17 protein-coding genes are annotated in these 24,939 nt (G+C 68.8%); 11 read left to right on the top strand and 6 right to left on the bottom strand.

Going from position 1 to position 24,939, the window contains the following annotated elements:
- Window positions 1-74 precede the first annotated feature (74 nt).
- The gene (locus tag AC4HOU_RS08280) at window positions 75-1,538 is read left to right on the top strand and encodes an ABC1 kinase family protein (RefSeq protein ID WP_490724327.1); all 1,464 of its coding nucleotides are present in this window, start codon (window positions 75-77) and stop codon (window positions 1,536-1,538) included.
- A 198-nt stretch (window positions 1,539-1,736) separates the two neighbouring features.
- Here the strand turns inward: AC4HOU_RS08280 and AC4HOU_RS08275 are convergent, their stop codons facing one another.
- Window positions 1,737-2,336 carry a GDSL-type esterase/lipase family protein gene (locus tag AC4HOU_RS08275; RefSeq protein ID WP_195020314.1) on the bottom strand — a complete coding sequence of 200 codons (600 nt, stop codon included), beginning with the start codon at window positions 2,334-2,336 and terminating at the stop codon, window positions 1,737-1,739.
- 84 nt (window positions 2,337-2,420) lie between these two features.
- Between AC4HOU_RS08275 and AC4HOU_RS08270 the strand changes: the two genes are divergently transcribed.
- The 3 genes from AC4HOU_RS08270 (at window position 2,421) to AC4HOU_RS08260 (ending at window position 6,614) form a co-directional block, all read left to right on the top strand.
- The gene (locus AC4HOU_RS08270) at window positions 2,421-3,203 is read left to right on the top strand and encodes a 2OG-Fe(II) oxygenase (RefSeq protein WP_195020315.1); all 783 of its coding nucleotides are present in this window, start codon (window positions 2,421-2,423) and stop codon (window positions 3,201-3,203) included.
- Window positions 3,190-3,954: an SDR family NAD(P)-dependent oxidoreductase gene (locus AC4HOU_RS08265; protein WP_163813416.1), complete on the top strand. Its 765-nt coding sequence runs from the start codon at window positions 3,190-3,192 to the stop codon at window positions 3,952-3,954. Before AC4HOU_RS08270 ends, AC4HOU_RS08265 begins: the two co-directional genes overlap by 14 nt.
- A gap of 284 nt (window positions 3,955-4,238) precedes the next feature.
- Entirely contained in the window at window positions 4,239-6,614 is a 2,376-nt protein-coding gene (locus tag AC4HOU_RS08260) for a lysylphosphatidylglycerol synthase transmembrane domain-containing protein (RefSeq protein WP_195020316.1), read from the top strand.
- A gap of 147 nt (window positions 6,615-6,761) precedes the next feature.
- Here the strand turns inward: AC4HOU_RS08260 and fadD5 are convergent, their stop codons facing one another.
- Entirely contained in the window at window positions 6,762-8,330 is a 1,569-nt protein-coding gene (fadD5, locus tag AC4HOU_RS08255; RefSeq protein WP_163813414.1) for a fatty-acid--CoA ligase FadD5, read from the bottom strand.
- Between the two features lie 330 nt (window positions 8,331-8,660).
- On the opposite strand from fadD5, the gene AC4HOU_RS08250 reads away from it, so the two are divergent.
- Window positions 8,661-9,638 (top strand): NAD(P)H-dependent flavin oxidoreductase, encoded by a 978-nt coding sequence (locus tag AC4HOU_RS08250; protein WP_163813413.1) that lies wholly within the window; start codon window positions 8,661-8,663, stop codon window positions 9,636-9,638.
- A gap of 190 nt (window positions 9,639-9,828) precedes the next feature.
- Here AC4HOU_RS08250 and AC4HOU_RS08245 read toward each other — a convergent pair whose 3' ends face one another.
- A complete protein-coding gene (locus tag AC4HOU_RS08245; protein WP_280499061.1) occupies window positions 9,829-10,788 on the bottom strand; it encodes an MBL fold metallo-hydrolase in 960 nt (319 codons plus the stop codon).
- Between the two features lie 147 nt (window positions 10,789-10,935).
- On the opposite strand from AC4HOU_RS08245, the gene AC4HOU_RS08240 reads away from it, so the two are divergent.
- The 3 genes from AC4HOU_RS08240 to AC4HOU_RS08230 are packed head-to-tail and all read left to right on the top strand — an operon-like array spanning window position 10,936 to window position 18,280.
- Complete coding sequence (locus AC4HOU_RS08240; protein WP_163813412.1) at window positions 10,936-11,196, top strand: acyl carrier protein; 261 nt, start codon at window positions 10,936-10,938, stop codon at window positions 11,194-11,196.
- Window positions 11,193-16,619: an SDR family NAD(P)-dependent oxidoreductase gene (locus AC4HOU_RS08235; RefSeq protein WP_490724326.1), complete on the top strand. Its 5,427-nt coding sequence runs from the start codon at window positions 11,193-11,195 to the stop codon at window positions 16,617-16,619. The genes AC4HOU_RS08240 and AC4HOU_RS08235 overlap by 4 nt, the downstream gene beginning before the upstream one ends.
- Complete coding sequence (locus AC4HOU_RS08230; protein WP_490724325.1) at window positions 16,616-18,280, top strand: fatty acyl-AMP ligase; 1,665 nt, start codon at window positions 16,616-16,618, stop codon at window positions 18,278-18,280. The genes AC4HOU_RS08235 and AC4HOU_RS08230 overlap by 4 nt, the downstream gene beginning before the upstream one ends.
- Window positions 18,281-18,298: 18 nt before the next feature.
- Here the strand turns inward: AC4HOU_RS08230 and AC4HOU_RS08225 are convergent, their stop codons facing one another.
- From AC4HOU_RS08225 to AC4HOU_RS08215, 3 genes are all read right to left on the bottom strand, one after another.
- Window positions 18,299-18,700 carry an RNA-binding S4 domain-containing protein gene (locus AC4HOU_RS08225; protein ID WP_195020320.1) on the bottom strand — a complete coding sequence of 134 codons (402 nt, stop codon included), beginning with the start codon at window positions 18,698-18,700 and terminating at the stop codon, window positions 18,299-18,301.
- Window positions 18,701-18,703: 3 nt separating this feature from the next.
- A complete protein-coding gene (locus tag AC4HOU_RS08220; protein ID WP_163813454.1) occupies window positions 18,704-19,294 on the bottom strand; it encodes a C40 family peptidase in 591 nt (196 codons plus the stop codon).
- A 477-nt stretch (window positions 19,295-19,771) separates the two neighbouring features.
- On the bottom strand, window positions 19,772-20,068 hold the full coding sequence (locus tag AC4HOU_RS08215) for a hypothetical protein (RefSeq protein ID WP_163813408.1): 297 nt from the start codon (window positions 20,066-20,068) through the stop codon (window positions 19,772-19,774).
- A 153-nt stretch (window positions 20,069-20,221) separates the two neighbouring features.
- Here AC4HOU_RS08215 and AC4HOU_RS08210 point away from each other — a divergent pair, with 153 nt between their 5' ends.
- The 3 genes from AC4HOU_RS08210 (at window position 20,222) to AC4HOU_RS08200 (ending at window position 24,840) form a co-directional block, all read left to right on the top strand.
- Window positions 20,222-21,403 carry an ATP-binding protein gene (locus tag AC4HOU_RS08210; protein WP_163813407.1) on the top strand — a complete coding sequence of 394 codons (1,182 nt, stop codon included), beginning with the start codon at window positions 20,222-20,224 and terminating at the stop codon, window positions 21,401-21,403.
- Between the two features lie 128 nt (window positions 21,404-21,531).
- Complete coding sequence (locus tag AC4HOU_RS08205; RefSeq protein ID WP_194990442.1) at window positions 21,532-23,484, top strand: acyl-CoA dehydrogenase family protein; 1,953 nt, start codon at window positions 21,532-21,534, stop codon at window positions 23,482-23,484.
- A 396-nt stretch (window positions 23,485-23,880) separates the two neighbouring features.
- Window positions 23,881-24,840 (top strand): alpha/beta fold hydrolase, encoded by a 960-nt coding sequence (locus AC4HOU_RS08200; RefSeq protein ID WP_416381977.1) that lies wholly within the window; start codon window positions 23,881-23,883, stop codon window positions 24,838-24,840.
- The last annotated feature ends 99 nt before the right edge of the window (window positions 24,841-24,939 follow it).

The following is a 24,939-nucleotide window of genomic DNA, read 5'->3' as shown; positions in this document are numbered from 1 at the left end:
CGTCCCAGACAGTCTAGGCGCAATGTGCCAGACTGCACATGGATACTACGGGGCGGCGCAGTGTGAGGTGAATCATGACCACTCGATGGGGCAAGGGCCGGACAGGAGGCCAGGCGACGGGTCGATCCGGCCTGTTCCCGGCGCGCCCCGACGGCACCCCGCCCATGAGCCGGGCGGCGCGCAACGCCAGGCTGGCGGCCCTGCCGGTGGCGTACGCGGGGCGGCGCGCGGCCGGCGCGGGCAGGCGCGCACTCGGCCGTTCCGCCACGGAGGTGGATCGCGAGATCCAGTTGCGGACCGCCCAGCACATCTTCGAGGTGCTCGGCGAGCTCAAGGGGTGCGCCACCAAACTCGGCCAGCTGCTGTCCATTTATCAACTCGCGCTGCCGGAAGATATAGCCGATCCCTATCAGATCGCGCTGGCGCGGCTGCAGGACGCGGCGCCGATCATGTTGCCGCCGACCGTCGACGCGGCGATGGCGGCGAGTCTGGGCGGTGGCTGGCGGGGCTTGTTCCGCGAGTTCGACGATCGCCGCGCCGCTGCCGCCTCCATCGGTCAGGTGCATCGCGGGGTGTGGCATGACGGAAGGCCGGTCGCGGTCAAGATCATGTATCCCGGCGGGCGCGCGGCGGTGGAGGCGGATCTGACGCAGCTGCGGCGGATTTCGACGCTGGCGTCGGTGTTCCTGCCTGGTGCCGACGTCAAGGCCGTCACCGAGGCGATCTGTGAGTGTGTGCGGGGCGAACTCGATTACGGGGCCGAGGCCGCCAATCAGCAGGCCTTCGCGGCGGCCTTCGCCTGCGCACCCGAGTTCTCCATTCCCGCCGTGGTGGAACAGCGCGGCGATGTGCTGATCACCGAATGGCTCGACGGCACACCGGTCTCGCGCATCATCGCCTCCGGCAGTAAGGCCGAGCGCGATCGCGTCGGCATGCTGATGACGCGGTTCATCCTCTCGGGCTGGCAGCACGATCTGCTCTACGGCGATCCGCATCCCGGCAATTTCCGGTTACTGCCCGACGGACGCCTCGGGATCGTCGATTTCGGCGCCTGCTCGCCGTGGCCGATCGAATTCCGCGCCCTCGCTTACGATTTCTGCGACGCCTTCTTCACCGGCGGCCCGGCCGACCTCGAAGCCGCGGTGCGGGCACACGGCTTCGTCGATCCGAGCCATCCCCTCGATGCCGATGCGCTGGTCTCCGCGCTCGGGGAATGCGGGGATCCGCTGCGGCACAGCAGCTTCCACCTGTCCACCCGCTGGCTGCGCCGACAAGTACTGCGCACGACGAATCCGCGGCTGTCGAATGTGGTCAGGGAATTGGCCATGCCCGCGCCGTTCACCCCGTTCGCCAGGGCCGGGCTGACGCTGATCGGGGCGTTGAGCCAGCTCGAGGCCGAGGTGTCCTACTTGGACGAAGTGGTCGGCGCGCTGCCGTTCCTGGACGAGGTGTTCCAGCGGGCGGGCACGCTCGCGGAGCAGGTCGAGCCGGGTGCGCAGCGGCGGCTGCGAGTGGTCCAGCAGGTGCCGATCAGCTGAGGTCCGCCGATGGTCAGCGGCCGAGACCGAACCGATATCGCAACGCCGCGCGATCACCGCCGCCGATGAGTGCTCGATCACCACGGAGGAAGCGACACCGGTTTGCACTGTCCCAGACAATTGAGTTTCGCGGCTGCCGGCGCGGTCGACAGGAGGCGAGCCCGACAACCGGCCCCCGACCAGCTCACCGGCGAAAACTCAGTGCGACAACCACTCTCGCCAGGTCGGCCGGATCAGCTCCGCCAGCACCGCGTACCCCTCGGCCCCCGGATGCGCGCCATCGCCGATGCGGACCTCGTGCCGCCAGACCGGATCGGCGCTGAGCCGCTGGTGGGTGCGGACATAGGGCACGGCGGCGGTGACGCAGAGCTCGGCGAAGCGGGCGTCGAGGGCCGCGGTACGGGCATTGTGCTCGTCATCGTCGATCGGTGGCGGAGCGACGACCAGGGCCGGCCAGCCGCGGTCGGCGGCCTCGGCGAGCAGGGCGGTCAGATTCGTCACCGAATCGGTGGCGGCCACCCGCTGCCTGCCGTTCTCGATCATGGTGTCGTTGACGCCGAAGGAGAACACCACCCTGGCATCGGCGCCATCGGGCAAGCGCGGCAGGGATTCGGCGAGCCAGCGCGCCCGGATCTCGGAGGAGGTCTGCCTGCGCACGCCCAGGTTGTACGCCGTCACCGGATGGCCGCAGGCGTGCGCGTCGGCGACCAGGCGGCCTGCCCAGCCGAGCGCCGACGGGTCACCGACGCCGGCGACGAAAGAATCACCGACGAAACAGATACGGGTATCGCGACTCACCCGATGATCATGCCCCCGCACTGCGGACGTGCACGTGCCCGGCCGTGCAATAAGATCGCGGTGTTCGTTCGGGAGGGAGTGATCGTGGCAGGGGAATCGGAGCGGCGTGCCGCCGCCCCGCAATGGTTCGCGGACCTGCTCGGCAGTCGGCACTGGATTCGCCGCACCGAGCCGTTTCCGCACGTCTACGCGCGTGATGTGTTCGCGCCGGAGTTCTATCGCCGCCTGGCCGAGGAGTTCGACCGCGCCCGCCGCGAGCATGCCGATCGATTCGCCAAGGTGGCCGACAACTATGGGGCCAGCGGTATTCGGCTGACCGAGCTGAGCAACGGCCCGCTCGCGGTGTTCCAGTCCCGCGAATGGCACGACATGATCGCCGGTGTGGCCGGAGTCGAGGCGACCGGTGACGTCGAGGCGTCGCTGCACAGCCATCCGGTCGACAGCCCGCGCGGCTGGCCGCACAACGATCTCGCCCCGGCCTGGTTCGCCGGCGCCGCCCCCGGGCCGGGTGAGGTGCGCGTCCCGGAACCGAACGTCGACACCAAGACCGGCCCGCGCAGCGCCGACATCGTGGCCAGGGAAACGGTACGGGCGGTCACGCTGCTGTTCTATCTGGCCAACGACCCGTGGGAGCCGGGCGGCGGCGGTGAGACGGCGCTGTTCAGCAGGGGTGAGCACGGTGCGCGACCGGCGAAACTGGTCCCGCCGCTGAACAATTCGCTGGTGATGTTCGAATGCACACCGCGCTCATGGCATGCCTTCGCCGGTGCCAACACCGCCGAACGCAACTGTGTGGTGATGTGGCTGCACCGGCCGAAGGCCGACGTGGTGCGGCGTTGGGGAGGAGACCGCATTGTCCAATGGTGAGCGCCGCGTCTGCCTGATCACCGGGGCGGGCGGCAGATTGGGTGACGCGTTCTGCCGCGCGCTCTACACCCACTACGACATCGTCGCGGTCTGCCGCAATCGGGTGCCGGCCGCGCCCTCGCAGGAGGAGTGGTTCGTCGATCCGCTCGAACCGGACCGGGTGATTCCGCAGAACGAGTCGCGGGTCTTCGTGGTGCATTCGGATCTGACCGAGCCCGGCGAGCCCGAACGGGTCGTCGATCTGGCGCTGGCCAAGTTCGGCCGGGTGGATCTGCTGGTGAACAATGCGGCGAATATGGCGCTGCACCCGCTCGGCGTGGTCGACGGCGATGCCGCACTCGACGCGTTCGGACCGGTGTTCACGCTGAATGTCGAGGTGCCCCTGCGGCTGGCGACCCGGCTGGCGCAGCGGTTCTGGCTGCACGACGACGCCGCCAACCGCGCGAACAACCGCAATGTCGTCAATGTGTCCAGCATGTCGGGGCCGGAAGTCTTCGGTGGTCAGACGCTGTACGGCACGTCCAAGGCCGCGCTCAACAAGCTCACCCGCCATCTGGCCGACGAGTTCGACGAGTTCGGCGTGCGGGTCAACGCGATCGCGCCGGATGCGTTCCCCGGCTCCATCGCCACCACGAAGGTCGTCCGCGCCATCGTCGAACTCGACAGTGGCGAGATGACCGGGACGGTATTCAGCGTGGTCCCGCCGACCGGCCCTCCGGTGGGACGGCACGCTCGCACGGCCGGGGCCTGAGTCCGTCCGGCCGCACCCAACCGCGGCCACCGCACGGCCATCATCCCGGTGCGGAGAAGCGGGCCACGCTGATCGCCGCACCGGGCCGCAGGCACCCCGCGACCGGCCTCGGCGAGTGATCGAGGCGCCGCCGATACCACTTCCCGGCTGTCTGGGCAACCGATTGCCGGACGTCGGTGCGGCGTGTTGGTGTGTATCGTCCGCCTCGGCCTCCTGCATACTCACCTGCAGTGAGCGAGGGTGGCCGGCGTAGCTTCAACTCGATCCGAAAGTACCGATACGACATGCGAGTCGATGGGCGGGACATCCCGGTCACGGGCAGCCTGCTGCAGCCGTTGACCCGGCGCACCAGTGACATCATCCGTGTCGTACTCGCCGCGATCGGGGTCGGGGTGGTGATCGCGGGTTCGCTGATCACCCGGCCGGAATGGCTGGCGCTGGAACGTTCGGTCTCCAATATCGTCGGATTCCTCAATCCCGACCAATCCAACCTGGTCTATCTGCTCTACGGCATCGCCATCCTGATCCTGCCCTTCGCCATCCTGATCGAGCTGGTGCTCGGCAGGCAGTGGAAACTGATGGCCGGATACGCGGCGGCGGGGCTGGTGGCCGGGTTGCTGCTGTCCATCACCGGTACCGGGCTGTCGGCGCCGAAATGGCATCTGCAGGTGCCGGACAAGCTCGACAACACGTTCTTGCAGCAGTTCCTCGACGATCCGCGCTGGATCGCGATGCTGGCCGCGGTGCTGACGGTGTCGAGTCCGTGGCTGCCGGACCGGGCCCGGCGCTGGATGTGGTTTCTGCTGCTGGCCTTCGCGCCGATCCATCTGGTGGTCAGTACCGTCGTGCCGGCGAGGGCGATGTTCGGGCTCGCGGTGGGCTGGCTGGTGGGCGCGGTGATCGTGCTGGTGGTCGGCACGCCCGCGCTCGAGGTGCCGCTCGACGCGGCGGTGCGGGTGCTGGCCAAGCGCGGGTTCACCGTGACCGCGTTCACCGTGGTGCGGCCGTCGGGCCCTGGCCCGCTGTTGCTGTCGGCGGCGGTGGCCGGGCCGGAGCGCCGGCTCACCGTCGAGTTGTACGGCAAGAACCAGCGCAGCCACGGCGCGCTGCGCCAGCTGTGGCGCTGGCTGACGTTCCGTTCCAGCGAGACCGCACCGCTGCACGGTTCGATGCACCGCGCGGTCGAACATCGGGCGCTGATGGCGATCGCGGTCGGCGATCTGGGGATGGCGGCGCACGCGCCGGTGGCGGTGGCGTCGCTGGATCGCGGGTGGATGCTGTACGCGCATACGGTGCCGCGCGGGATGCCGCTGGCCGAGCTCGACGAGGAGGTGCTGCCCGGGCTGTGGCAATCGCTGGATTCGCTGCACCGGCGCCAGATCGCGATCGGTGATCTGCGCCCCGACGAGATCCGGGTGGAGGACGGCCTCGCCCGCTTCGGCGGGTTCATCGGCGCCGAGCTCGGCGCCTCCGACGCGCAGATCCAGTCCGACGTCGCACAGCTGCTGGTCTCCACGGCGTCGATCTTCGGCCGCGAGCCCGCGGTGCGCGCGGCGATCGCGACCCTCGGCGAGCAGGCGGTGCTCACCGCCTCGCGCAGGCTGACCAGATCCGGTATGCCCTCCGGGATCCGCAAATCGGTGCCGGACTGGAAGGCGGTGATGTCGGGCACCCGCGATGAGGTGCGCAAGCAGACCGGCCAGGACCGGATCGAGGCCGAGCAGATCACCCGGTTCAGCCGCAAGAGCATCATCCAGCTGGTGCTGCTGATCGGCCTGGTCTACGTGGCCTATCCGTTCATCAGCGCGGTGCCGACCTTCTTCAGCCAGCTGCGCACCGCGAATTGGTGGTGGGCGCTGGCGGGCCTTGCCTTGTCGACACTCACCTATATCGGCACCGCGGCCGCCCTCTGGGCGTGCGCGTCGGGTGTGGTGAGCTTCCGCAACCTGGTGATCATGCAGGTGGCCAACACTTTTGCCGCGACCACCACACCCGCCAGGGTGGGTGGCCTTGCGCTGAGCGTGCGATTCCTGCAGAAGGGCGGCCTCGGCGCGGTCCGCGCGACGGCGGCGGTGGCGTTGCAGCAGGCCGTGCAGGTGATCACCCACATCAGCCTGCTGGTGTTCTTCAGCATCGCGGCGGGTACCTCGGCGGACCTGTCGCATTTCGTGCCCGACGAGACCATCCTGTACCTGCTCGCCGGCGTCGGCGTCGGCATCATCGGCACCTTCATGTTCGTGCCGAAACTGCGGCGCTGGCTGAATACTTCGGTGCGGCCGCAGCTCCAAGAGGTGCTCGGTGAGCTCGCCGATCTGGCCAAGGATCCGAAGCGGTTCGCCATCATCATCGCCGGCTGCGCGGCACTGACGCTGGGTCAGGCGCTGGCGCTGTGGGCCAGTGTGGAGGCCTTCGGCGGCGGGACCACCTTCGTCACCGTCACCATCGTGACCATGATCGGCGGCACCCTGGCCTCCGCGGCGCCGACGCCGGGTGGTGTCGGTGCGGTGGAGGCGGCGCTGATCGGTGGTCTGGCCGCATTCGGGCTGCCCGCCGCCGTCGCGGTGCCGTCGGTGCTGCTCTATCGCGTGCTCACCTGCTGGCTGCCGGTGTTCTGCGGCTGGCAGGTCATGCGCTGGATGACCAACAAGAACATGATCTGAGCCGACCGGGCACACAGTTGCGCCCACCTCTGAGCGACAACATGTTTCGCTGACGCTCAAAGGTGGGCGGCACTATCCCCGGGGCAGATCTGTCGGCGGCGCTGCCGACGTCAATGGTCCGGCGCGCGGCGAGGATTCACGTGAAACCTACGAATGCTGGTTGCGCAGCTCGACTTTCACGACCTTGCCGCTGGCGTTGCGCGGCAACTCCGGAACCACCACGAGCTCCTTGGGATGCTTGTACCTGGCCAGGTTCTCGTTGAGGAACGGTTCCAGCTCGGCGAGGGTCAGCTCACCCTCCGGATCGGCGAGGGCGACCACCGCGACCGGGACCTCACCCCACTTCTCGTGCGGACGGCCGATGACGGCGGCCTCGCGGATCCGCGGATGGGCGAAGAGCACGTTCTCCACCTCGGCACAGTAGATGTTCTCGCCGCCGGAGATGATCATGTCCTTCTTGCGGTCCACCACATAGATGAAGCCCTCCTCGTCCTGGCGGACCAGGTCGCCGGAGTGGAACCAGCCGCCGGCGAAGGCGTCGGCGGTGGCCTCCGGCTTGTTCCAGTAGCCCTGCATGAGGGTCGGTCCGCGATAGACGATCTCGCCGACCTCGCCAGGGGCGACATCGTTCATCTCGTCGTCGACGATGCGGGCCTGGATGGTCGGAATGGGCTTGCCGACCGAGCCGAGCTTGCGGATCGCGTCCTTGCCCTCGAGCACGCAGGTGATCGGCGACATCTCGGTCTGCCCGAACACCGCGACGTTGAACGCGTCGGGGAAGCATTCGGCCATGGCCTTCAGCACCGTGTCGGAGGCGGGCGCGGCGCCCCAGCTGAGCGCCTTCAGCGCGAGCTTGCGCTCCTTGACGGTGGGCTCATCGCAGATCAGCTGCCATTGCGCGGGAACGCAGAAGGCTGTGGTGGCCTGCTCCGCCTCGACCGCGTCGAGGAATTCGGTCGCGTCGAAGGCGCCGAGCGGATGCAGCACCGTCTTGGCGCCGAGCATGAAATACGGTGCGAGACTGCCGAGTCCGGCGATGTGGAACAGCGGCGAGGTGCAGAAACCGATCGACTCCTGATCGATGGCCATCGCCCGGATACAGGTCAGGGCCTGAGCGTTCATATTGGCGTGCGAGAGGATCGCGCCCTTGGGGCTGCCGGTGGTGCCCGAGGTGTACATGATCAGGCTCGGCGTGTCCTCGGGGATGTCGAGCGGGGTGTGCGGCTGCCCCTCCTCGGCGAGCAGGGCCTCGAAGCCGAGTACGCCGTCGGCGGATCGGCCGCCGATGACCACGCAGGTCTCCAGCGATTCCACCTGCCCGAGGACCGCGGTGGCCAGCGGCTGGAGCACGGTGTCGGTGATGACCACCTTGGCGCCGCTGTCGGAGGCGATGTAGGCGACTTCGGGCGGGGTGAGCCGGAAGTTCACCGGGACCGCGATGGCGCCGAGGGCGTTGATGCCGAAGACCGACTCCAGGTATTCGGGATAGTTGAGCGCGAGGATGAGCACTCGGTCGCCGAAGCCGACACCGCGGCGGGCCAGCGCGTCGGCGAATTTCAGCGAGCGTTCGTGCAGTTGCCGCCAGGTGGTGTCGGCGCCACGGAACCGCACGGCGACCTCGTTCGGCCGCATGGCCGCATGGGTCGCGAGCTGGTTGTTCCAATGATTGCGCCGCGATCTGATCGGCTCGTCCAACGCTTGCACACCGGTGGTCATCCAGGCACTCCTCTCCCGCACGGTGGCCGCCGGAGCGTCCGGCGGTGGTGACGGGCTCAACCTGTGCGAAGAATAACAAGTAACTTACCCGGCAACAAGGATTCGCGCTGCTGATTCGGCGTTAATCTTCCGGCCACACCGCCATGGCAGGGCTATCGGCAATATCCGCAGGCTGTCGGCAGTTTATCCGCCTCGACAGGTAGGTCGACACAGCCAGCAGGATCGCAGACATATGCGAATCCCCACTTACTTACAGCTTGTCGAGAGGTTGATTCGCGTGTCACGATCTCCCCGAGAGCGGGCACGCCCGCGACGAGCAGAGGAGAAGCAATGCTGCGGACCAGGTTCACCGAGACCTTCGGTGTGGAACATCCGATCGTGCAGGGCGGCATGATGTGGGTCGGCCGCGCCGAACTGGTCGCGGCCGTCGCCAATGCCGGCGGGCTCGGTTTCATCACCGCCCTGACCCAGCCAACCCCCGACGACCTGCGCCGCGAGATCGCGCGCACCAGGGAACTCACCGACAAGCCCTTCGGCGTCAACCTCACCATCCTGCCGTCGATCAACCCGCCGCCGTACGCCGAATACGTGCAGGCCATCATCGACAGCGGCATCAAGATCGTGGAGACCGCAGGCAGCAACCCGGAACCGTTCCTGCCCTATTACCGCGACGCCGGCGTCAAGGTGCTGCACAAGTGCACCAGCGTCCGGCACGCACTCAAGGCCGAGCGGATCGGCGTCGACGGCGTGAGCATCGACGGCTTCGAATGCGCGGGCCACCCCGGCGAAGACGACGTCCCCGGTTTGGTGCTGATCCCGGCCGCCGCCAGGGAACTGAGCATCCCGATGATCGCCTCCGGCGGTATCGCCGACGCTCGCGGCCTGGTCGCCGCGCTGGCGCTGGGCGCGGACGGCGTCAATATGGGCACCCGCTTCCTGTGCACCCAGGAGTCGTGCATCGACCACAAGGTCAAGGAGCGGATCGTGGCAGGCAGCGAGCGCGACACCCAGCTCATCTTCCGCACCATGCGCAATACCGCCCGCGTCGCCGACAACGAGATCAGCCGCAAGGTCGTCGAGATCGAGAAGGCGGGCGGCACCTTCGACGACGTCCGCGATCTGGTCGCGGGCGCACGCGGGCGCCGCGTCTTCGACGAGGGCGATCTGGACGCGGGCATCTGGTCGGTCGGCCTGTGCCAGGGCCTGATCCACGACATCCCCACCTGCGCCGAACTCATCGAGCGCATGGTCGGCGAGGCCGAGCAGCTGATCACCGCGCGGCTGGCGGAGACCGTCGTCGTCGGCTGATCCGCAGCGGATCGGGGCGAATACCGCGCCCCGGCTCGCGCTCGGCCCCGCGATCGCATGTGCCGGGCCGACCGACCTCACTGACGCGAGACGGCGAAGTGCCGTGGGGCGAATCGGCCCGGCCCGGACCTGCCCGCTGCTGGAACTCGGTGGCGTCTCGGACGAGCGGGCCTCGCGGCCCCGACACGGCTCAATGGTGGCGCGCCGCCAGTGCCGAGACGGCGTCGTGGTCGTGTGCGGCGACGACTTCGATGCCGTCGGGCAGGGCGTGCAGACGATGGATGGTGGCGAAGGTGGCGTCGCGATCGGCGTCGAACAGCAGGCCGGGCATCGGGGCCTTCTCGCGGATCAGTTCGATCTGGAGTTTGTTCCAGACGGCATCGCCTGCGAGCAGGACGCGGGAGCCGTCGTCCACGGCGAGCAGCACGCCGATGCTGCCGGGGGTGTGGCCGGCCAGGTCTACCAGGACGACCGAACCGTCACCGAAGAGGTCCTTGCTGCGGTGGAAGGTGAGCACCGGTGGGCCGTCGAGTTCGAAAGGCGCGCAGGCCCGGTTGTCCAGCGTCGCCCGCACGACCGACATGGGCGCCTGTGGCCCGGTGGTCGCCCAATCCAATTCCGCTGCGGGCAACTTGATTTCGATCGACGACGGCAATTCGAGCAGGCCGGAGACGTGATCCCAGTGCAGATGGGTCGGCAGCACGAAATCGATATCGGAGACCGCGATATCGCGGGCGGCCAAGGCATCGGACAGGCCGAGCACAGGCTTGTCCGGCGCGACCAGCAGCGGAATCGGGAACGGCAGCCCCGGCAGCACCCGGCTGTGCGGGTCGGCGCACAACGCCGGGTCGACCAGGAACCGGGCGCTGGGATGTTCGACCAGGTACGAACCCATCGCCATCGGCAGCTCGCGCAAGCTACGCACCCCCTCGGCGACGATGGTGGCCGGCGCCGACATCGTCGCCTGCGGGATCACCCGCAACCGGACGGTGGCGCGGGCCCGCGGTAACGGCGCCTGCTCGATGCTCGCCAGCAACCCGGCATCGGGACGGCGTGGGCGCAGCAATTTCGGCGGCGTAGCCACCAACGCCGCACAGCAGCGCAGCACGGTCGGCACGGTCGGAATACGCCCATCGCGGATATCGGCCACGCTGCCACGGTAGGCGATCCGGCGTGTCGGCGAAAGGGCACGCAGGCGGCGCAATCGCACCTTGCCGAGACCGAATTCTCCGGCATAATCGCGTGGGTACCAGCCGGGGTGCGCGGCTGCCGATGCGTGATCGGGAAGAGGGGACGGATGGGGGCGAATCAGCTTGGCGGCCAAGCGCTTACCCGCCGCGCGCTCACCGATGCCGCGGTCGCGACCGTCGCCGGAATACTCGCCGTGGACCCGTCCACGATCAGCACCGGCACGAGCTTCGCCGACCTCGGCCTCGGCTCGGCGCAATTGGCTCGGTTGACCGCGCATCTGGAGGACGCCTTCGGCGTCGAGGTGCCGATCACCGCCCTGTACGACCACCCCGATATCGAACAACTGGTCGACTCCCTCATGCGATGAGCCCACCCCATCCCACCTCGACGCCGGTCTCGGTCATCGGCATCGGCTGCCGCCTGCCCGGAGCCGACGGACCGCACCAGTTCTGGCAGCTGCTCCTCGACGGCCGAGACGTCACCGGAATGCCGCCGCAGGGCCGCGCCGGTCATCAGCGAGGCGGCTACCTCACCCGGATCGACCGCTTCGACAACGAGTTCTTCGGGATCTCCGGCCGCGAGGCAGCGGTGATGGACCCACAGCAGCGGATCGCCTTGGAAGTGGCCGTCGAGGCACTCGACGATGCCGGAATCGGCTACCGCGCACGCGGTTCGGCGGGCGCGGTGATCTTCGGCGCCTGCGGGTTCGAGCACGGCGGTGCGGTACTCGGACACGGCGGCTACGACCCGCCGTACGCCGTGACCGGCTCGGCGTCGAGCATCATCGCCAACCGGCTGTCCTACGCCCTCGATCTGCGCGGCCCGAGCCTGGTAGTCGACACGGCCTGCTCGTCGTCGCTGGTCGCGGTGGATCTGGCGGTGCGATTGCTCGCCGACGGCAGCGTGCCGTTCGCGGTGGTCGGTGGCGTCAACCTGACCTTGCTTCCGCATACCGGCGACTATCTGGCCGAGGCCGGGTTCCTATCGCCCACCGGCCGGTGCGCCCCGTTCGACGCGGCCGCCGACGGCTATGTGCGCGGCGAAGGGTGCGCCGTCGTCGTGTTGCAACGCAGTATCGACGCTCGGCGCGAGGGCAATCGCACGTATGCGGAGATCGTCGGCTCGGCGGTCGGCTCGGACGGCCGGTCCAATGGGTTGTACGCGCCGAACGGGCGGGCGCAGCGCGAGATCATCCGGACGGCGTGGCAGCGTGCCGGGCTCACTCCGAGCGTGCTCGGGTATCTCGAATGTCACGGCACCGGTACCGCTTTGGGTGACGCGGTGGAGGTCGGGGCACTGGCCGAGGTGCGCGCGGAGGCCGATGGCGATGCCTGGATCGGGTCGCTCAAATCCACTGTCGGCCATCTGGAAGCCGCGGCCGGAGTGGCCGGGTTGATGAAGGCCGCGCTGGCCGTGCATCACGGAACCATTCCGCCGACCGCCAATTTCACCTCGCCCAATCCATTGCTGCGGCTCGACGAGCGCGGGCTGCGTGTGCCGGAGGTGGCCGTCGACTGGACCGGCGTGCCCGCGGTCGAGCGATATGCCGGGGTCAGCTCGTTCGGGTTCGGCGGAACCAATGCGCACGTCGCGCTGCGTGGGGTCGTGAAGCCGCAACCGCGCGAGCCGCAGCCACCATCGCTCATACCGCTGTCGGGTCGCGACGCGGGCGAACTGAGGGAAACTGCGTCGCTGATGGCGCGGATGCTGGATCCTGCGGCATTCGTTCGTGATGCCGACTCCGGCGTCAGCGCTCGGCGCGGTCCTGACGCCGTGCGTGCGGCGGTGGATGACGCCGATAGCGCCGACCGGCCGATCGGCCATGCGGAGCCGATCACAGCGCGCCCCGGCCCACCCGCGGCCGAGCAACCCACCCAGGTCTCGGCGGCTGACGGTGACCGTCGCGGCGGCACTCCGCTGCCGGTTCTCGCCGCGGGCTCGGCCCGGCTCATCGGCGCGGCGATGCGAGCGGCGGTGATCGCCGACGACGCCGCGGCCGCCGTCGCCGGGCTGCGTGGATTGGCCGGGGGCGCAGCGGATCCGCGCGTGATCGGGCCGGCGGCACAGCGTCGGCCCGGTGGATTGCTGTTGCTGTTCTCCGGTCAGGGCGGCCAGCATGCGCGGATGGGACGGGTGCTCGCCGCGCGCTATCCGGTGTTCGCCCGCGCGCTCACCGCGGCCGCCGATGCCGTCTGCGACGCGGGTGGACCGCGGGTATGGACGCCGCGACGTGGCTTCGGCGGCAACGACAGCGGACGTAACGCGACCGAGGTCGTGCAGCCCGCGTTGTTCGTCTATCAGATCGCGCTGTCGGAGCTGCTCGCCTCATTCGGGGTGCGCCCCGACGGCGTCGCCGGGCACAGCCTCGGCGAAGTCGCCGCGGCCGCGGTGAGCGGAGCATTGACGTTGGCGGACGCGGCGCGGGTGGTCGTCGCGCGCAGCCGGGCATTGGCGCGGTTGGACGGTCAGGGTGCGATGGCGGTGCTCGAGGCCGAACCGGACCAGGTGGCGCTCATGGTCGAGCCACTGCGGGCGTCGGCCGGGATCGCGGCGGTCAACGGACCGCGTTCGGTGGTGGTGTCCGGCACCGAACGCTCGGTGGAGGCGGTGGTGCGGCGGGCACGGCGGCGAGGCCTGTTCGCCCGTCGGGTGGCGGTGGCCTTCGCGGCGCACAGCCCGCAGGTGGAGGCGGTGCTGCCGGAGTTCTGCGCGGCCATCAAGGACGTCGTCGCCCGCGTACCGCAGACGCCGGTGTACTCGACCACCCATGCCGGTCGCACGATCACCTCCGATGCCACCGACGCCGAGTACTGGCTCGATAATGCCCGTGGCACAGTCGAACTCGCACGCGCGTTGCGCAGCGCCGCCGATGCGGGGTTCTCGACGGTGCTGGAGATCGGCCCGCATCCGCAGCTGATCTCGGCAGTGCGTGACCACGACGATCTCGGCATGACCGCGCATGCGGCGACCACTCGCGACGACGAGGCGGCAGGCCTGCTGGCCTGCCTCGCCCAGCTGTATGTGGAAGGCCGGGCACTGAATTGGTCGGCGCTCGGCGGGTTTTCGGGTGCGCCGCGCAGGCGATGGCGGCGGCGCCGGTTTCCGCTCGTCGCCGGTGCGGCATCGGCCGGTGCCGAGGATTTCGGTGAGCACGTGGTCGGCGGTGTGGCTCTGGTGCCCGCGGCGTATTGGTTGCGGCGGTTCACGCAGTTGGCCGGTGCGTGCGGGCGGGCCGCGCTCGCGGAGGTCGTGGTGCACGCGCCACTGGCGGCCGGCGCGACGGCCGAGGTGGTGTTGCGGCGGGAATCGGAAAGTGTGCGGGCGGAGGCCCCGGGTGCCGGAACGCTGGCTAAAGCACGGCTCACCGATGGCCCCACACCCGGTGACATCATCGCATGGATGCGGGTGGTCGATGCCAATCGGGCAGGCCGTAGCGGTCTGCGTGTCATCGCACCCACCGCCTTCTACGCGGCGCTGCGCGAGCGCGGACTCGCCTACGGCCCGGCGTTTCGCCCGCTGCGTACCATTGCCGGCGGCCACGACCGTGCGATCGGCACCCTCGCGGCCGCCGACGCCGACGCCACCGCGACGATCGACGGCTGCCTGCACCTGCTGGCCGCCCTCGACCACTCCGCTCTCCCGCCCGATGCCGTCCCGCTTCCGATCGCCATCGCCGCGGCCTGGCTGTCCACCGAACGAGACCGCCGCCTCTGCGAGGTCCACGCCCTGCTGCGTACCCGCACCGCCACCGGGCTCATCGGCGACGTCATCGCCACCGACCAGCACGGCGCACCCGCCCTTGCCCTCACCGGTGTCCAGATCCGCTTCACCCGTCCGGGCGGCGAGCCGGCGAACCCGGTGGCGGCGCCGGCGAATGCGCTCGCGCCCCGGCGCGGCGCGCGCACACCCGTGGGCGCGGAAACGGTCGTGCGAAGCACGGGCACGGTCGATTTCGATTCCACGTGGCACACCGGGGACGTCCGGAGCGACCCGTGGCAGCCGACTCCGCCCGATGCCACTGCCCGGTCGACGCCGGGCCGGACGGCGCTCCCCGGCCGCCCGCCCATCGCCTACCCGGACCGGGCAGCGCCCGCCCTCACCCGCGTCCCCGAAGCGCCCACCGTGTGGTGGCGCGAGACCTGGGAACCGTTCGAGTTCCCCGCGCCTTCGCCGAGTCCGGTGACCGCGACGGCATCGGTGAATCCCGCCGGGCCCGGCGCCGGCGCAGAAGTTCGGCGGATGCTGGTGGTCGGTGAATCGGAGGCTGCGGTCCGGCTGACGCGGGTGCTGGATCGGCGCATGCCCAGTGAGCGGGTGGCGCGAGAGGCGGATGCGGCAGCACCGATCGTGGACGCGGTGCTCGCGGGCAGGACCGCGGCGGCGCGGACGGCAGTGGTCGTGGTGTGGCCCGCCGACGATGACGACCTGGCCGACGCGGGCTACGGGGCAGTCGTCGATCGGATGGGGCGCGTGCTCGACCTGGTACAGCGAGTCGTGCGCAGCCCCGTGGCGGCTTCGCTGAGCATGGTGCTGCCCGAGCTGCACGGTGTCGCCGAGCCGAGCGTGATCGGCGGGGTCGCGGGGCTGCTGCGCTCGGTGCGGCTGGAATCCGGTCCGATGGTGCGGCTGGTGTGGACCGATGACCGTGGCGACCCGGAGATGCTGGCCGAATTGCTCACCGATGCGTCGCCGGACCTCCCGGCGGAGCTGCGGCTCACCGGCGGCGGGCCGGCCACCCGCCGATTCGTCCCCGTCGCACCGGAGCGGGCGCCCGGCACCATCGACCCGCTCGGCACGTATGTGGTCTGCGGCGGGCTCGGCGCGCTGGGTTCGGTCGCGGTGCGGTGGTTGCTCGACAGCGGCGCCCGCGACGTGGTGGTGCCGACGCGCGCCCCGCGGCCGGTGCCGCCGCTGCTGGATGGTCGCGAGGATCGGATCGTGGTGGTGCGCTGCGATACCGCCGATCGCACCGATCTCGACCACGCACTGCGCGATATCCGCGAATGCGGTTCCACCATCCGCGGTGTGGTGCATGCCGCCGGCGCACTGGAGGACGCACTGATCGAGGACGTCACTCCCGCCCAGCTGGACCGGATGTTCGCGCCCAAACTGGCCGCCGCCACCAACCTCATCGAACTGACCGCCGCCGATCCCACCGATTTCGTGCTGCTGTTCTCCTCCGCCGCCGGTGCGTTCGGCGCACCCGGCCAGTCGGCGTACGCCTGCGCGAATGCCGCCATGGACGCCCTCGTCCACCGTTATCCGCATCGGCGCGTCATCAGCGTCGGATGGGGACTGTGGGACACCGGGCTGGCCGAATCTGCCGGTGGGGCCGACCATTTGCGGCGGGCGGGCATCGTCCCGTTCGACGCCGATCGTGGCGCGGAGCTGTTGCAGCAGGCCATCGGCCATCAGGCGGGCCACCTGGTCGCGCTGGACTACCGGGAGACGGCGGATCCGTCACCGGTGACGCAGCGCTTGGCCGAACTGCTGGCCGGGCGCCCAGCCGTCACCGAGCCCGGTCCCACCGGGGATATCCAGCTGGTTGCCCTGATCCACCGAATCCTCGCAAACACCTTGCGGGTGGCTGCCGATTCCATCGATACCGCAACGGATTTCAACGATCTCGGCTTGACGTCACTGCTCGCTGTCGAGATGCGCCGCGCGCTCGAGCACGAACTGCGTATCCGCATCGCGACCGCGGACCTGTTCCGCCATCCCACCGTCGAATCGCTGGCCGCCGCGCTCGCCGAACGCATCGAGCACCCGGCTGCCGGTCACCCCACATGACGCCGTCGTCCTATCTGCTGCACGAGCGCGTGGGGGCACATGCCCTCGACCGGCCGGACGCGCACGCTGTCGTCACCTTGACCTATCGGGGGACCGAACGCCTTGCCGCAGCATCGACCTATTCCGTACTTCACCACGCCGCCCTCGCTTACGCGCAGACCTTGCTCGACATCAGTGCGCCAGGGGACCGGATAGCCATCATGTGCCCGCACGGAGCCGCCTACGCCGTGGCGTTCCTGGCCTGCCTGAACTCCGGACGCATTGCGGTGCCGCTGTTTCCGGTGGGCCGTCCGGTCGAGGCCGAGCGCGCGGCCGTGATCCTCGCCCACGCCCGCCCCACGGTGGCGCTCACCGCGCCCGGCGATTCGCGAACATCGGCGGTCATCGGTGAGCTGCCCGTCGTCACCGTCGATCCACTGGTAGAAACGCGAACCGACCCGCAGCCACCGCGGGTCGATCCCGCGAGTACGGCCTACCTACAGTACACCTCCGGCTCGACGCGCACGCCCGCGGGCGTCGAGGTGACGCACGCGAATCTCGCTGCGGCGATACGGCAATTGCGATCCGCCCTACCGGCGACGACCGCCGCGCCCATCGTTTCCTGGCTGCCGTTCTTTCACGACCTGGGTTTGGTGTTCGGGCTGTCGCTGCCGCTGTACTCGGGGGTGCCTGCCGTGACCATGGCTCCGGAAGAATTCGCCAAACGTCCGGCGCGCTGGCTGCGCGCCTGCTCGGACTATCGTGCCGGTGCCACCGCGACACCGAATTTCGGCCTGGCCCTGTCGGTTTCACACACCACGGGAGCTGAACGCGATGGATTGGACCTGTCCGCGCTTCGTGTCGTTCTCAACGGCGCCGAACCCATCCGTGCGGCAACCCTCACCGAATTCACCGCCACCTACGCGGCACACGGGTTCCGTCACCACGCCCACACACCGGGTTTCGGGCTCGCCGAGGCCACCCTTCCGGTCACCATCGCGGGCCAGGACGACGAACCGGTGGCGCGGCTGTTCGATCGCCGGGCGCTCGGTGCGGGGCGGGTCGTCGTCACCGACGACGAGCCGACCGGCACCCGGCTGGTCGGGTGTGGCGTGCCGGTGGGGCAGCGGATCGCCATCGTCGACCCGGACCGCTGCACCGAGGTCGAGCCCGGCCGAGTCGGCGAGATCTGGGTGGCGGGCCCGAATGTCTGCGCGGGCTACTTCGAGAACCCTGCGGTATCGGCCGCGACCTTCGACCAGCCCTTGCCCTCGACATCCGGCGGATGGCTGCGCACCGGCGATCTCGGGTTCCGGCACGACGGCCAGCTGTACATCGCCGGACGGTGCAAGGACGTGATCGTGGTGGACGGCCGCAATCATTACCCCGCCGATATCGAGGCGACCGTGACGGCCTGCGCGCCGGAACTGCGGCCGGGGCGGATCGCGGCGTTCGGTCACGACGACGGCAGCAGCGAGCAACTGGTGCTTGTCGCCGAGATCAGGGCGGCCGATGTCTGTGCCACGCAGATCGACCGCCGGATCCGCAGCGCCGTCGCGACGGTCCACGGCATCACCCCGCGCGACATCGTGCTGACCGTGCGCGGTCGGCTACCACTCACCAGCAGCGGAAAGATTCGCCGCTCGGCCTGCCGGGAACACTATGTTGCGGGCACACTCTGAGTCTCCACAGCGGCGCGATCATTCGGTGCGGCCGAGGAGCCGGTCGGTTTCGCGGCGTTCACGTTTGGTTGGCCTGCCGGAACCGCGATCGCGGCGCGGCATGGTGGCGAGGATTTCCCGCGACGGCGGCGGCGGACTGCGGTCGATCAGGCATTGCGCGGCGATCGGAGCGCTCACTCGTTTGGTGATGACGCGCTCGACGATCACGATGCGTTCGATACCGCTGATCCGGATGCGCACCTCGTCGCCCGGGCGGACGGGCTGGGCGGGCTTGGCCGTCGTGCCGTTGACGCGGACGTGCCCACCTCGGCAGGCTTCAGCGGCGGCTGAGCGGGTTTTGAACAGCCGGACCGCCCAGGTCCAGGAATCCACTCGGGCCTGGTTCGCGGTGTTCTGGTTGCCGGGCTCGGCGCGGGCCACTCTTTAGACGATACGGCGTGCGGTGACCACGTCGTCGGGGCTCAGCGGGGTGTAGGAGACCGGGGTACCGGACTGGACCGCGTTGAGCAGCTGACCGCCGCCGGCGTAGATGCCGACGTGTCCGCCACCGTTGGTGATGACGATGTCACCGGGACGCAGATCGTGGAAGGCCACGGGAGCGCCGACGTGCGACTGTTCGAAGCTGGTGCGGGGAAGCTTGATTCCGGCCTGCCGGTAGGCCCACTGGACCAGACCGGAGCAGTCGAAGCTGAACGGGCCCGCCGCGCCCCAGGAGTACTGGGCGCCGACCTTGGTCTTGGCGGCGTTGAGGGCGATATCGCCGGGGGAGTTGTCGAACACGCCGGGCATCACCGGGGCGAAGCCGGGAACACCGGGTGCCGGGGCGGCGGCCTGCGGCCCGCCCTGCGCGTGCGGGGCCATGGCGGCCTGCAACTGCTTGTTGAGCTCGTCTACCGGCTGCTGGAACTCGGGCGGGACGTCCACCTCGAACTTACCGACGCCGGGAACGTCGATCGTGGCCGCCGATGCCGAAATGGCCGGCATGGCCCCTGTGGATGCTGCCACCGCGCCCATGACGAGCGCACCCTTGACGGAATTCGGCAAACGAGAATCCCGCTGCAAGCTGTGTTTACCCACCGAGCTGCGTCTCCGATCTTCGTGCTCTACCGCCGACCGAGCAAGGTTGACGACTATCTGCCGATGCCCGGTTCGAACAGCCGAGACCCACGAATCCCGACCGACGATGAAGCGGTGACCAGGTGGCGCCGCCTCTCTGACGAAGCGACAGACTCCACTAAGTCACGAGAAGATTACGGTGCGGACGCGATGTTGTCCAGCGCACAGAGCAGGGACTTTTCGAGATCTGCACACGCGGATGCAAACACAGTGCGCAACCGGACCATTCGCTCGGAGCCGCTTCGATAACGGACCGGTATCGCTGAAAACCTCCCGTTATCGGACCGATGCCGATAGTTACCCATCATCGGAGCTGGCCACGGATTTGCCAGCGTGAACAGCTACCACCCGTGAACCCGAACAGCATCCGCACAGCTATCTTCCGCGGGCCGAACCGCCGGCGAGATCGCCGACCGAGCGCTCGAGTTCTTCGATCCTGCGCCGCGCGGCCGCCAGCTCGACCTCCAGTTTCCCGACAGCCATCACCAGGGGCCCGACCGCCAGGTCCGCCACCAACTGCGGATCGTCGTAACCGCGCTGAATGGCGATGAGGATGTTGTCGCGAATCCGGCTCGCGACCACCGAACCGGCGGGGACCTCCCAGGACTCGACGACCTCGGCGGTGCCGGAGGGAATCTCGTCCTCGCCGGGCATCTCGTGCTCGCCGGACATAGTCGACTCCAATCTTCGCGGGAGGCCCAGCTTAGTTTCGGCAGGCACCGGCCGCGTCGCCGCCGCTCCGTGATCATGAATCGATAGCCGTATCTAGGACACGCCGTAGAGATGCCCAGAGATCTCTGTCGATCCGCGCTACGGTGTCGGGGTATGGACCCCGTGCGCAATCCGTATGCTCCCGGCGCCGGTCAGCGCCCACCCGAATTGGCCGGGCGCGATAAGCAACTCGACGCTTTCGACATCGTGCTCGAACGCATCGCGCGCGGGCGGCCCGAACGCAGCGTCATGCTCACCGGGCTGCGTGGAGTCGGAAAAACCGTGCTGCTCAATCAACTTCGTTCCGCCGCGGTCTCCCGCGGTTGGGGCACGGGCAAGATCGAGGCTCGTCCCGATCAAGAATTGCGAAGGCCACTGTCGTCGGCGCTGCACATGGCCGTCCGCGCGATCGCGATGGCGCATCGCAATCCCGAGCGGGTCGACGATTTCCTCGGCATCCTCAAGGCCTTCGCTCTGCGCGCGACCGCGGACAAGGGCATGCGGGAACGCTGGCAGCCCGGCATCGACGTGCCCGCCGTGACCGGGCGCGCCGACTCCGGCGATATCGAGATCGACCTGGTGGAGCTGTTGGTCGAGGCGGCCGCGCTGGCCGCCGATATCGGGGTCGGGATCGCGATCTTCATCGACGAAATGCAGGATCTCGGGCCCGCCGACATCTCCGCCATCTGCGGGGCCTGTCACGAACTGAGTCAGGACGCGGCGCCGCTGATCGTGGTCGGCGCGGGTCTGCCACATCTGCCCGCGGTGCTCTCGGCCTCGAAAAGCTATTCCGAGCGGCTGTTCAGCTACCACCGCATCGATCGGCTGGACCGCGAATCCGCCGACCAGGCACTCATCGCGCCGGCCGAACGCGAGGAAGTGAAGTTCACCGACGAAGCACTGCGGGCGCTGTACCAAAAGGCCGACGGCTACCCCTATTTCGTGCAGGCCTACGGCAAGGCGACCTGGGATCAGGCCCCTGGCAGCCCGATCACCGCCGAGGACGTGGCGGTCGCCGCGCCGACGGCCGAGGAGGAGCTCGCGGTCGGCTTCTTCGGTTCCCGCTATGAACGCGCAACCCCCGCCGAACGGGAGTACATGCGGGCCATGGCGGATCTGTCCGGCGATGACGGCCCGGTCGCGACGGCGGCGGTTGCCGCGGAACTCGGCCGGAAACCGGCGTCGCTGTCGCCGGCGCGCGATGGGCTGATCAAGAAGGGGCTGATCTACTCGGCCGAGCGCGGGACGATCGGATTCACCGTTCCACATTTCGGCCGGTATCTGCGCAGCGTCTGATTGCCCGTTATCCACCCTTCTACCGCGAGGGTTAGAAACCTGTAGAAATCGCCGGACTCCAGACCTACCGGCGGGTAACCAACTTTCCTACACTCGAATGTGATCCCGATCACGTCCGAGGAGCAGATATGGCTACCACCGCGAAAGTCGACGCCACCGAGGAACAGGCCCGGGCTCTCGTCGAAGAATCCCGCGAAACCGGCTGGGCCAAGCCATCCTTCGCCAAGGAGATGTTTCTCGGGCGATTCCGGCTGGACCTGATCCACCCGTATCCACGCCCTACCGCCGACGACGCCGACCGCACCGACGAGTTCCTGGCCCGGCTGCGCCCGGTCTGCGCCTCGATAGACGGCGCGCTGATCGAGGAGCAGTCGCGCATTCCCGATGATTACGTCCGCGCGCTGGCCGACCTCGGCTGCTTCGGCCTGAAGATCCCGCACGACTACGGCGGGCAAGGCCTGTCGCAGTACGGCTACAACCGGGCGCTCATGCTGGTCGGCTCGGCACACCCGAGCCTCGGCGTGCTGCTGTCGGCGCACCAGTCCATCGGTGTGCCCGAACCGCTCAAACTGGCGGGCACCGAAGAGCAGAAGCGTGAATTCCTGCCCCGCTGCGCCGCGGGCGCGGTCAGCGCGTTCCTGCTCACCGAACCCGACGTCGGCTCCGATCCGGCACGCATGGCGAGCACCGCAACCCCGACCGCGGACGGCGAGGCCTACGAACTCAACGGGGTGAAGCTGTGGACCACCAATGGCGTGGTGGCCGAACTGCTGGTGGTGATGGCACGAGTGCCCAAGAGCGAGGGGCATCGCGGCGGGATCTCGGCGTTCGTGGTCGAGGCGGACTCACCGGGATTGACCGTGGAGCGGCGCAATGCGTTCATGGGCCTGCACGGCATCGAGAACGGCGTCACCAGGATGCACAACGTTCGGGTGCCTGCACGCAATCTGGTCGGCCGCGAGGGCGATGGGCTCAAGATCGCACTCACCACGCTCAATGCGGGCAGGCTGGCGATTCCGGCGCTGTGCACTGCGGCGTCGAAATGGTCGCTGAAGATCGCCAGGGAATGGAGCGGTCAGCGGGTGCAGTGGGGCAGGCCGGTCGGCGAGCACGCCGCGGTCGCGGCGAAGCTGTCGTTCATCGCGGCCACCACCTTCGCGCTGGAAGCGGTGCTCGATCTGTCGGGCACCATGGCCGACGAGGGCCGCAACGACATCCGGATCGAAGCGGCCCTGGCCAAACTGTGGTCCAGCGAGATGAGCTGCCGGATCGCCGACGAACTGGTCCAGATCCGTGGCGGCCGGGGCTACGAGACCGCCGCCTCGCTGGCCGCCCGCGGCGAACGCGCCGTTCCGGCCGAACAGCTGGTGCGCGATCTACGGATCAACCGCATCTTCGAAGGCTCCAGCGAGATCATGCGGCTGTTGATCGCCCGCGAGATGGCCGATGCGCATATGGCCGCCGCCGGCGCGCTGGTCGACCGGAACGCGGAGTTCAAGGACAAGGCCAAGGCGGCCGTCGGGGCGGGCGGTTTCTACGCGAAGTGGTTCCCGCAGCTGGCTGTGGGTGCCGGCACCGTGCCCGCGAGCTATCCCGAGTTCGGCCCGCTGGCCGGGCATCTGCGGTTCGTGGAGCGCAATGCGCGCAAACAGGCCCGGTCGCTGATGTACGCGATGGCGCGCTGGCAGGCGGGCCTGGAGTACCGGCAGAACTTCCTCGGCCGCATCGTCGATATCGGTGCGGAGCTGTTCGCCATGTCCGCAGCCTGCGTGCGGGCCCAGGACCTGCGCACCGCCGGTGCGGTGGAGGCGCGCTCGGCGACCGAACTGGCCGACACCTTCTGCCGGCAGGCCAGGCTCCGGGTCCGGGCACTGTTCGAAGCGCTCTGGGACAACACCGATGACGAGGACCGCGCGCTGACCCGCGGCGTGCTCGACGGCAACCACGAATGGCTCGAGGACGGTGTGCTCGATCAGAGTGAAGGCACCGGCCCGTGGATCGCCGAATGGCAGTTCGGTCCGTCGACCCAGACCAATCTGCTGCGCCCGTTCCTGCCCTCGACCCGCCGCGTGGGGACCTGACCGCACCGCGCCGGAGCAGCGCGATGGAAATATTCAGCAATCTCGGGGATGCGCTAGAACTAGCAATACTTCCATCGCGAAGCGGACGCCCATCGTCGTCAGCACAATCTACGGTTATCTAGCAGTTCTGCTCGATAGCCGAAGAAAAACCTCCACACGGCCATCAGCAGAATCTGCGAAGTTATAGCAAAAATCCTAGATACACCCATAGTTTCCTGCGTTCGATGCGGGCCGCCCCCGATGTCGACCGCAGGACTCGGTTGGACAACGTGTGCATAACGCCAGGTAGGTGCGGCTAACGGGGCACCATCCGGCAGCGACATCCGGACGAGAACACTCCGACCACGGTGCGGACCTGTCCCACGGTGGGGCCGACAGGAGATAGTCATGTCCACGATGACCCTTGCGTGCCGGGCAGCCGACCACGACGGCCATCGCCTCACCGTGGCCACCGACGACGGCGTCCCGCTCGCCGTGCGCGTCTTCGGCGCCGAGGACGCCCCGCTGACCGTGGTCTTCGTGCACGGACATTGTCTGCACACCGAATCCTGGTCGTTCCTGCGGGCCCATCTGCTGCGGCACTGGGGCGGCGCGACCCGCATGGTGTTCTACGACCACCGCGGCCACGGCGAATCCGGTGCGGGTGATCCGGCCACCTACACGATCGAACAACTCGGCCGCGACCTCGACACGGTGCTGCGAACGGTGAGCCCGCGCGGACCGGTGGTGCTGGTCGGTCATTCGATGGGCGCGATGGTGGTGCTGGCCTATGCGCGATTGTTCCCGCAGTCGATCGGCACCCGCGTCGTCGGAGTGGGGCTCATCGCCGGTGCCGCCAAGGGCCTCACCGAGGTCGGCCTCGGCAGGTTGCTGAATCGGCGCGCGGTGAACTCACTGCATTTCGCGGTGCGGCGGGCGCCTCGGACGATGCAGGCCTCGAAGCGGCTCTCGCGGCGAATCCTCGAACCTATCCTGCGGGAAGCGAATTTCGGTACCAGGAAGGTGAATCCGCGTCTGGTCGCGCTCGCCACCGCCATGATGAACGAGACCTCACTGCTCACCATGGCCGGATTCCTGTCATCCCTGATGGCCTTCGACGAGACGGCCGCTCTGCACCGGCTCGGCGCGATTCCGGCGCTGGTGCTGGCGGGCACGGCCGACATCATGGTGCCGTTCACCCATTCGGTGGTGCTGGCCTCGCAGTTGTCGGGTTCGGAACTGGTGCGGCTCGAAGGAGCAGGTCACGGCGTGATCTTGGAACGCGCGGAGGAGGTCGCCGCCTCGATCGCCGGCCTGGTGGAGCGAGCCTTCGCGGCGGCCACAGGGCACGGCGGCGGGTACGCGTCGGCGGGCTGAAGACATCGCTACTTGCCGGTATCCGACGAGCCGAATCCGATAACTTCAGTTACTGTGTTGTAGATCACGATGTGTGGTCGGTCACACGACACGCCGTCA

The sequence above is a fragment of the Nocardia sp. JCM 38205 genome (assembly GCF_058222935.1).
Note: the sequence above shows the minus strand (reverse complement) of the source record. Positions and strands in the feature narration are given on the sequence as shown.

Coding starts and splice junctions, on each gene's coding strand:
- AC4HOU_RS08280 (WP_490724327.1), top strand. CDS start 75: ATGACCACTCGATGGGGCAAGGGCCGGACAGGAGGCCAGGCGACGGGT.
- AC4HOU_RS08260 (WP_195020316.1), top strand. CDS start 4,239: ATGCGAGTCGATGGGCGGGACATCCCGGTCACGGGCAGCCTGCTGCAG.
- fadD5 (WP_163813414.1), bottom strand. CDS start 8,330: ATGACCACCGGTGTGCAAGCGTTGGACGAGCCGATCAGATCGCGGCGC.
- AC4HOU_RS08250 (WP_163813413.1), top strand. CDS start 8,661: ATGCTGCGGACCAGGTTCACCGAGACCTTCGGTGTGGAACATCCGATC.
- AC4HOU_RS08240 (WP_163813412.1), top strand. CDS start 10,936: ATGGGGGCGAATCAGCTTGGCGGCCAAGCGCTTACCCGCCGCGCGCTC.
- AC4HOU_RS08235 (WP_490724326.1), top strand. CDS start 11,193: ATGAGCCCACCCCATCCCACCTCGACGCCGGTCTCGGTCATCGGCATC.
- AC4HOU_RS08230 (WP_490724325.1), top strand. CDS start 16,616: ATGACGCCGTCGTCCTATCTGCTGCACGAGCGCGTGGGGGCACATGCC.
- AC4HOU_RS08220 (WP_163813454.1), bottom strand. CDS start 19,294: ATGGGCGCGGTGGCAGCATCCACAGGGGCCATGCCGGCCATTTCGGCA.
- AC4HOU_RS08215 (WP_163813408.1), bottom strand. CDS start 20,068: ATGTCCGGCGAGCACGAGATGCCCGGCGAGGACGAGATTCCCTCCGGC.
- AC4HOU_RS08210 (WP_163813407.1), top strand. CDS start 20,222: ATGGACCCCGTGCGCAATCCGTATGCTCCCGGCGCCGGTCAGCGCCCA.
- AC4HOU_RS08205 (WP_194990442.1), top strand. CDS start 21,532: ATGGCTACCACCGCGAAAGTCGACGCCACCGAGGAACAGGCCCGGGCT.
- AC4HOU_RS08200 (WP_416381977.1), top strand. CDS start 23,881: ATGACCCTTGCGTGCCGGGCAGCCGACCACGACGGCCATCGCCTCACC.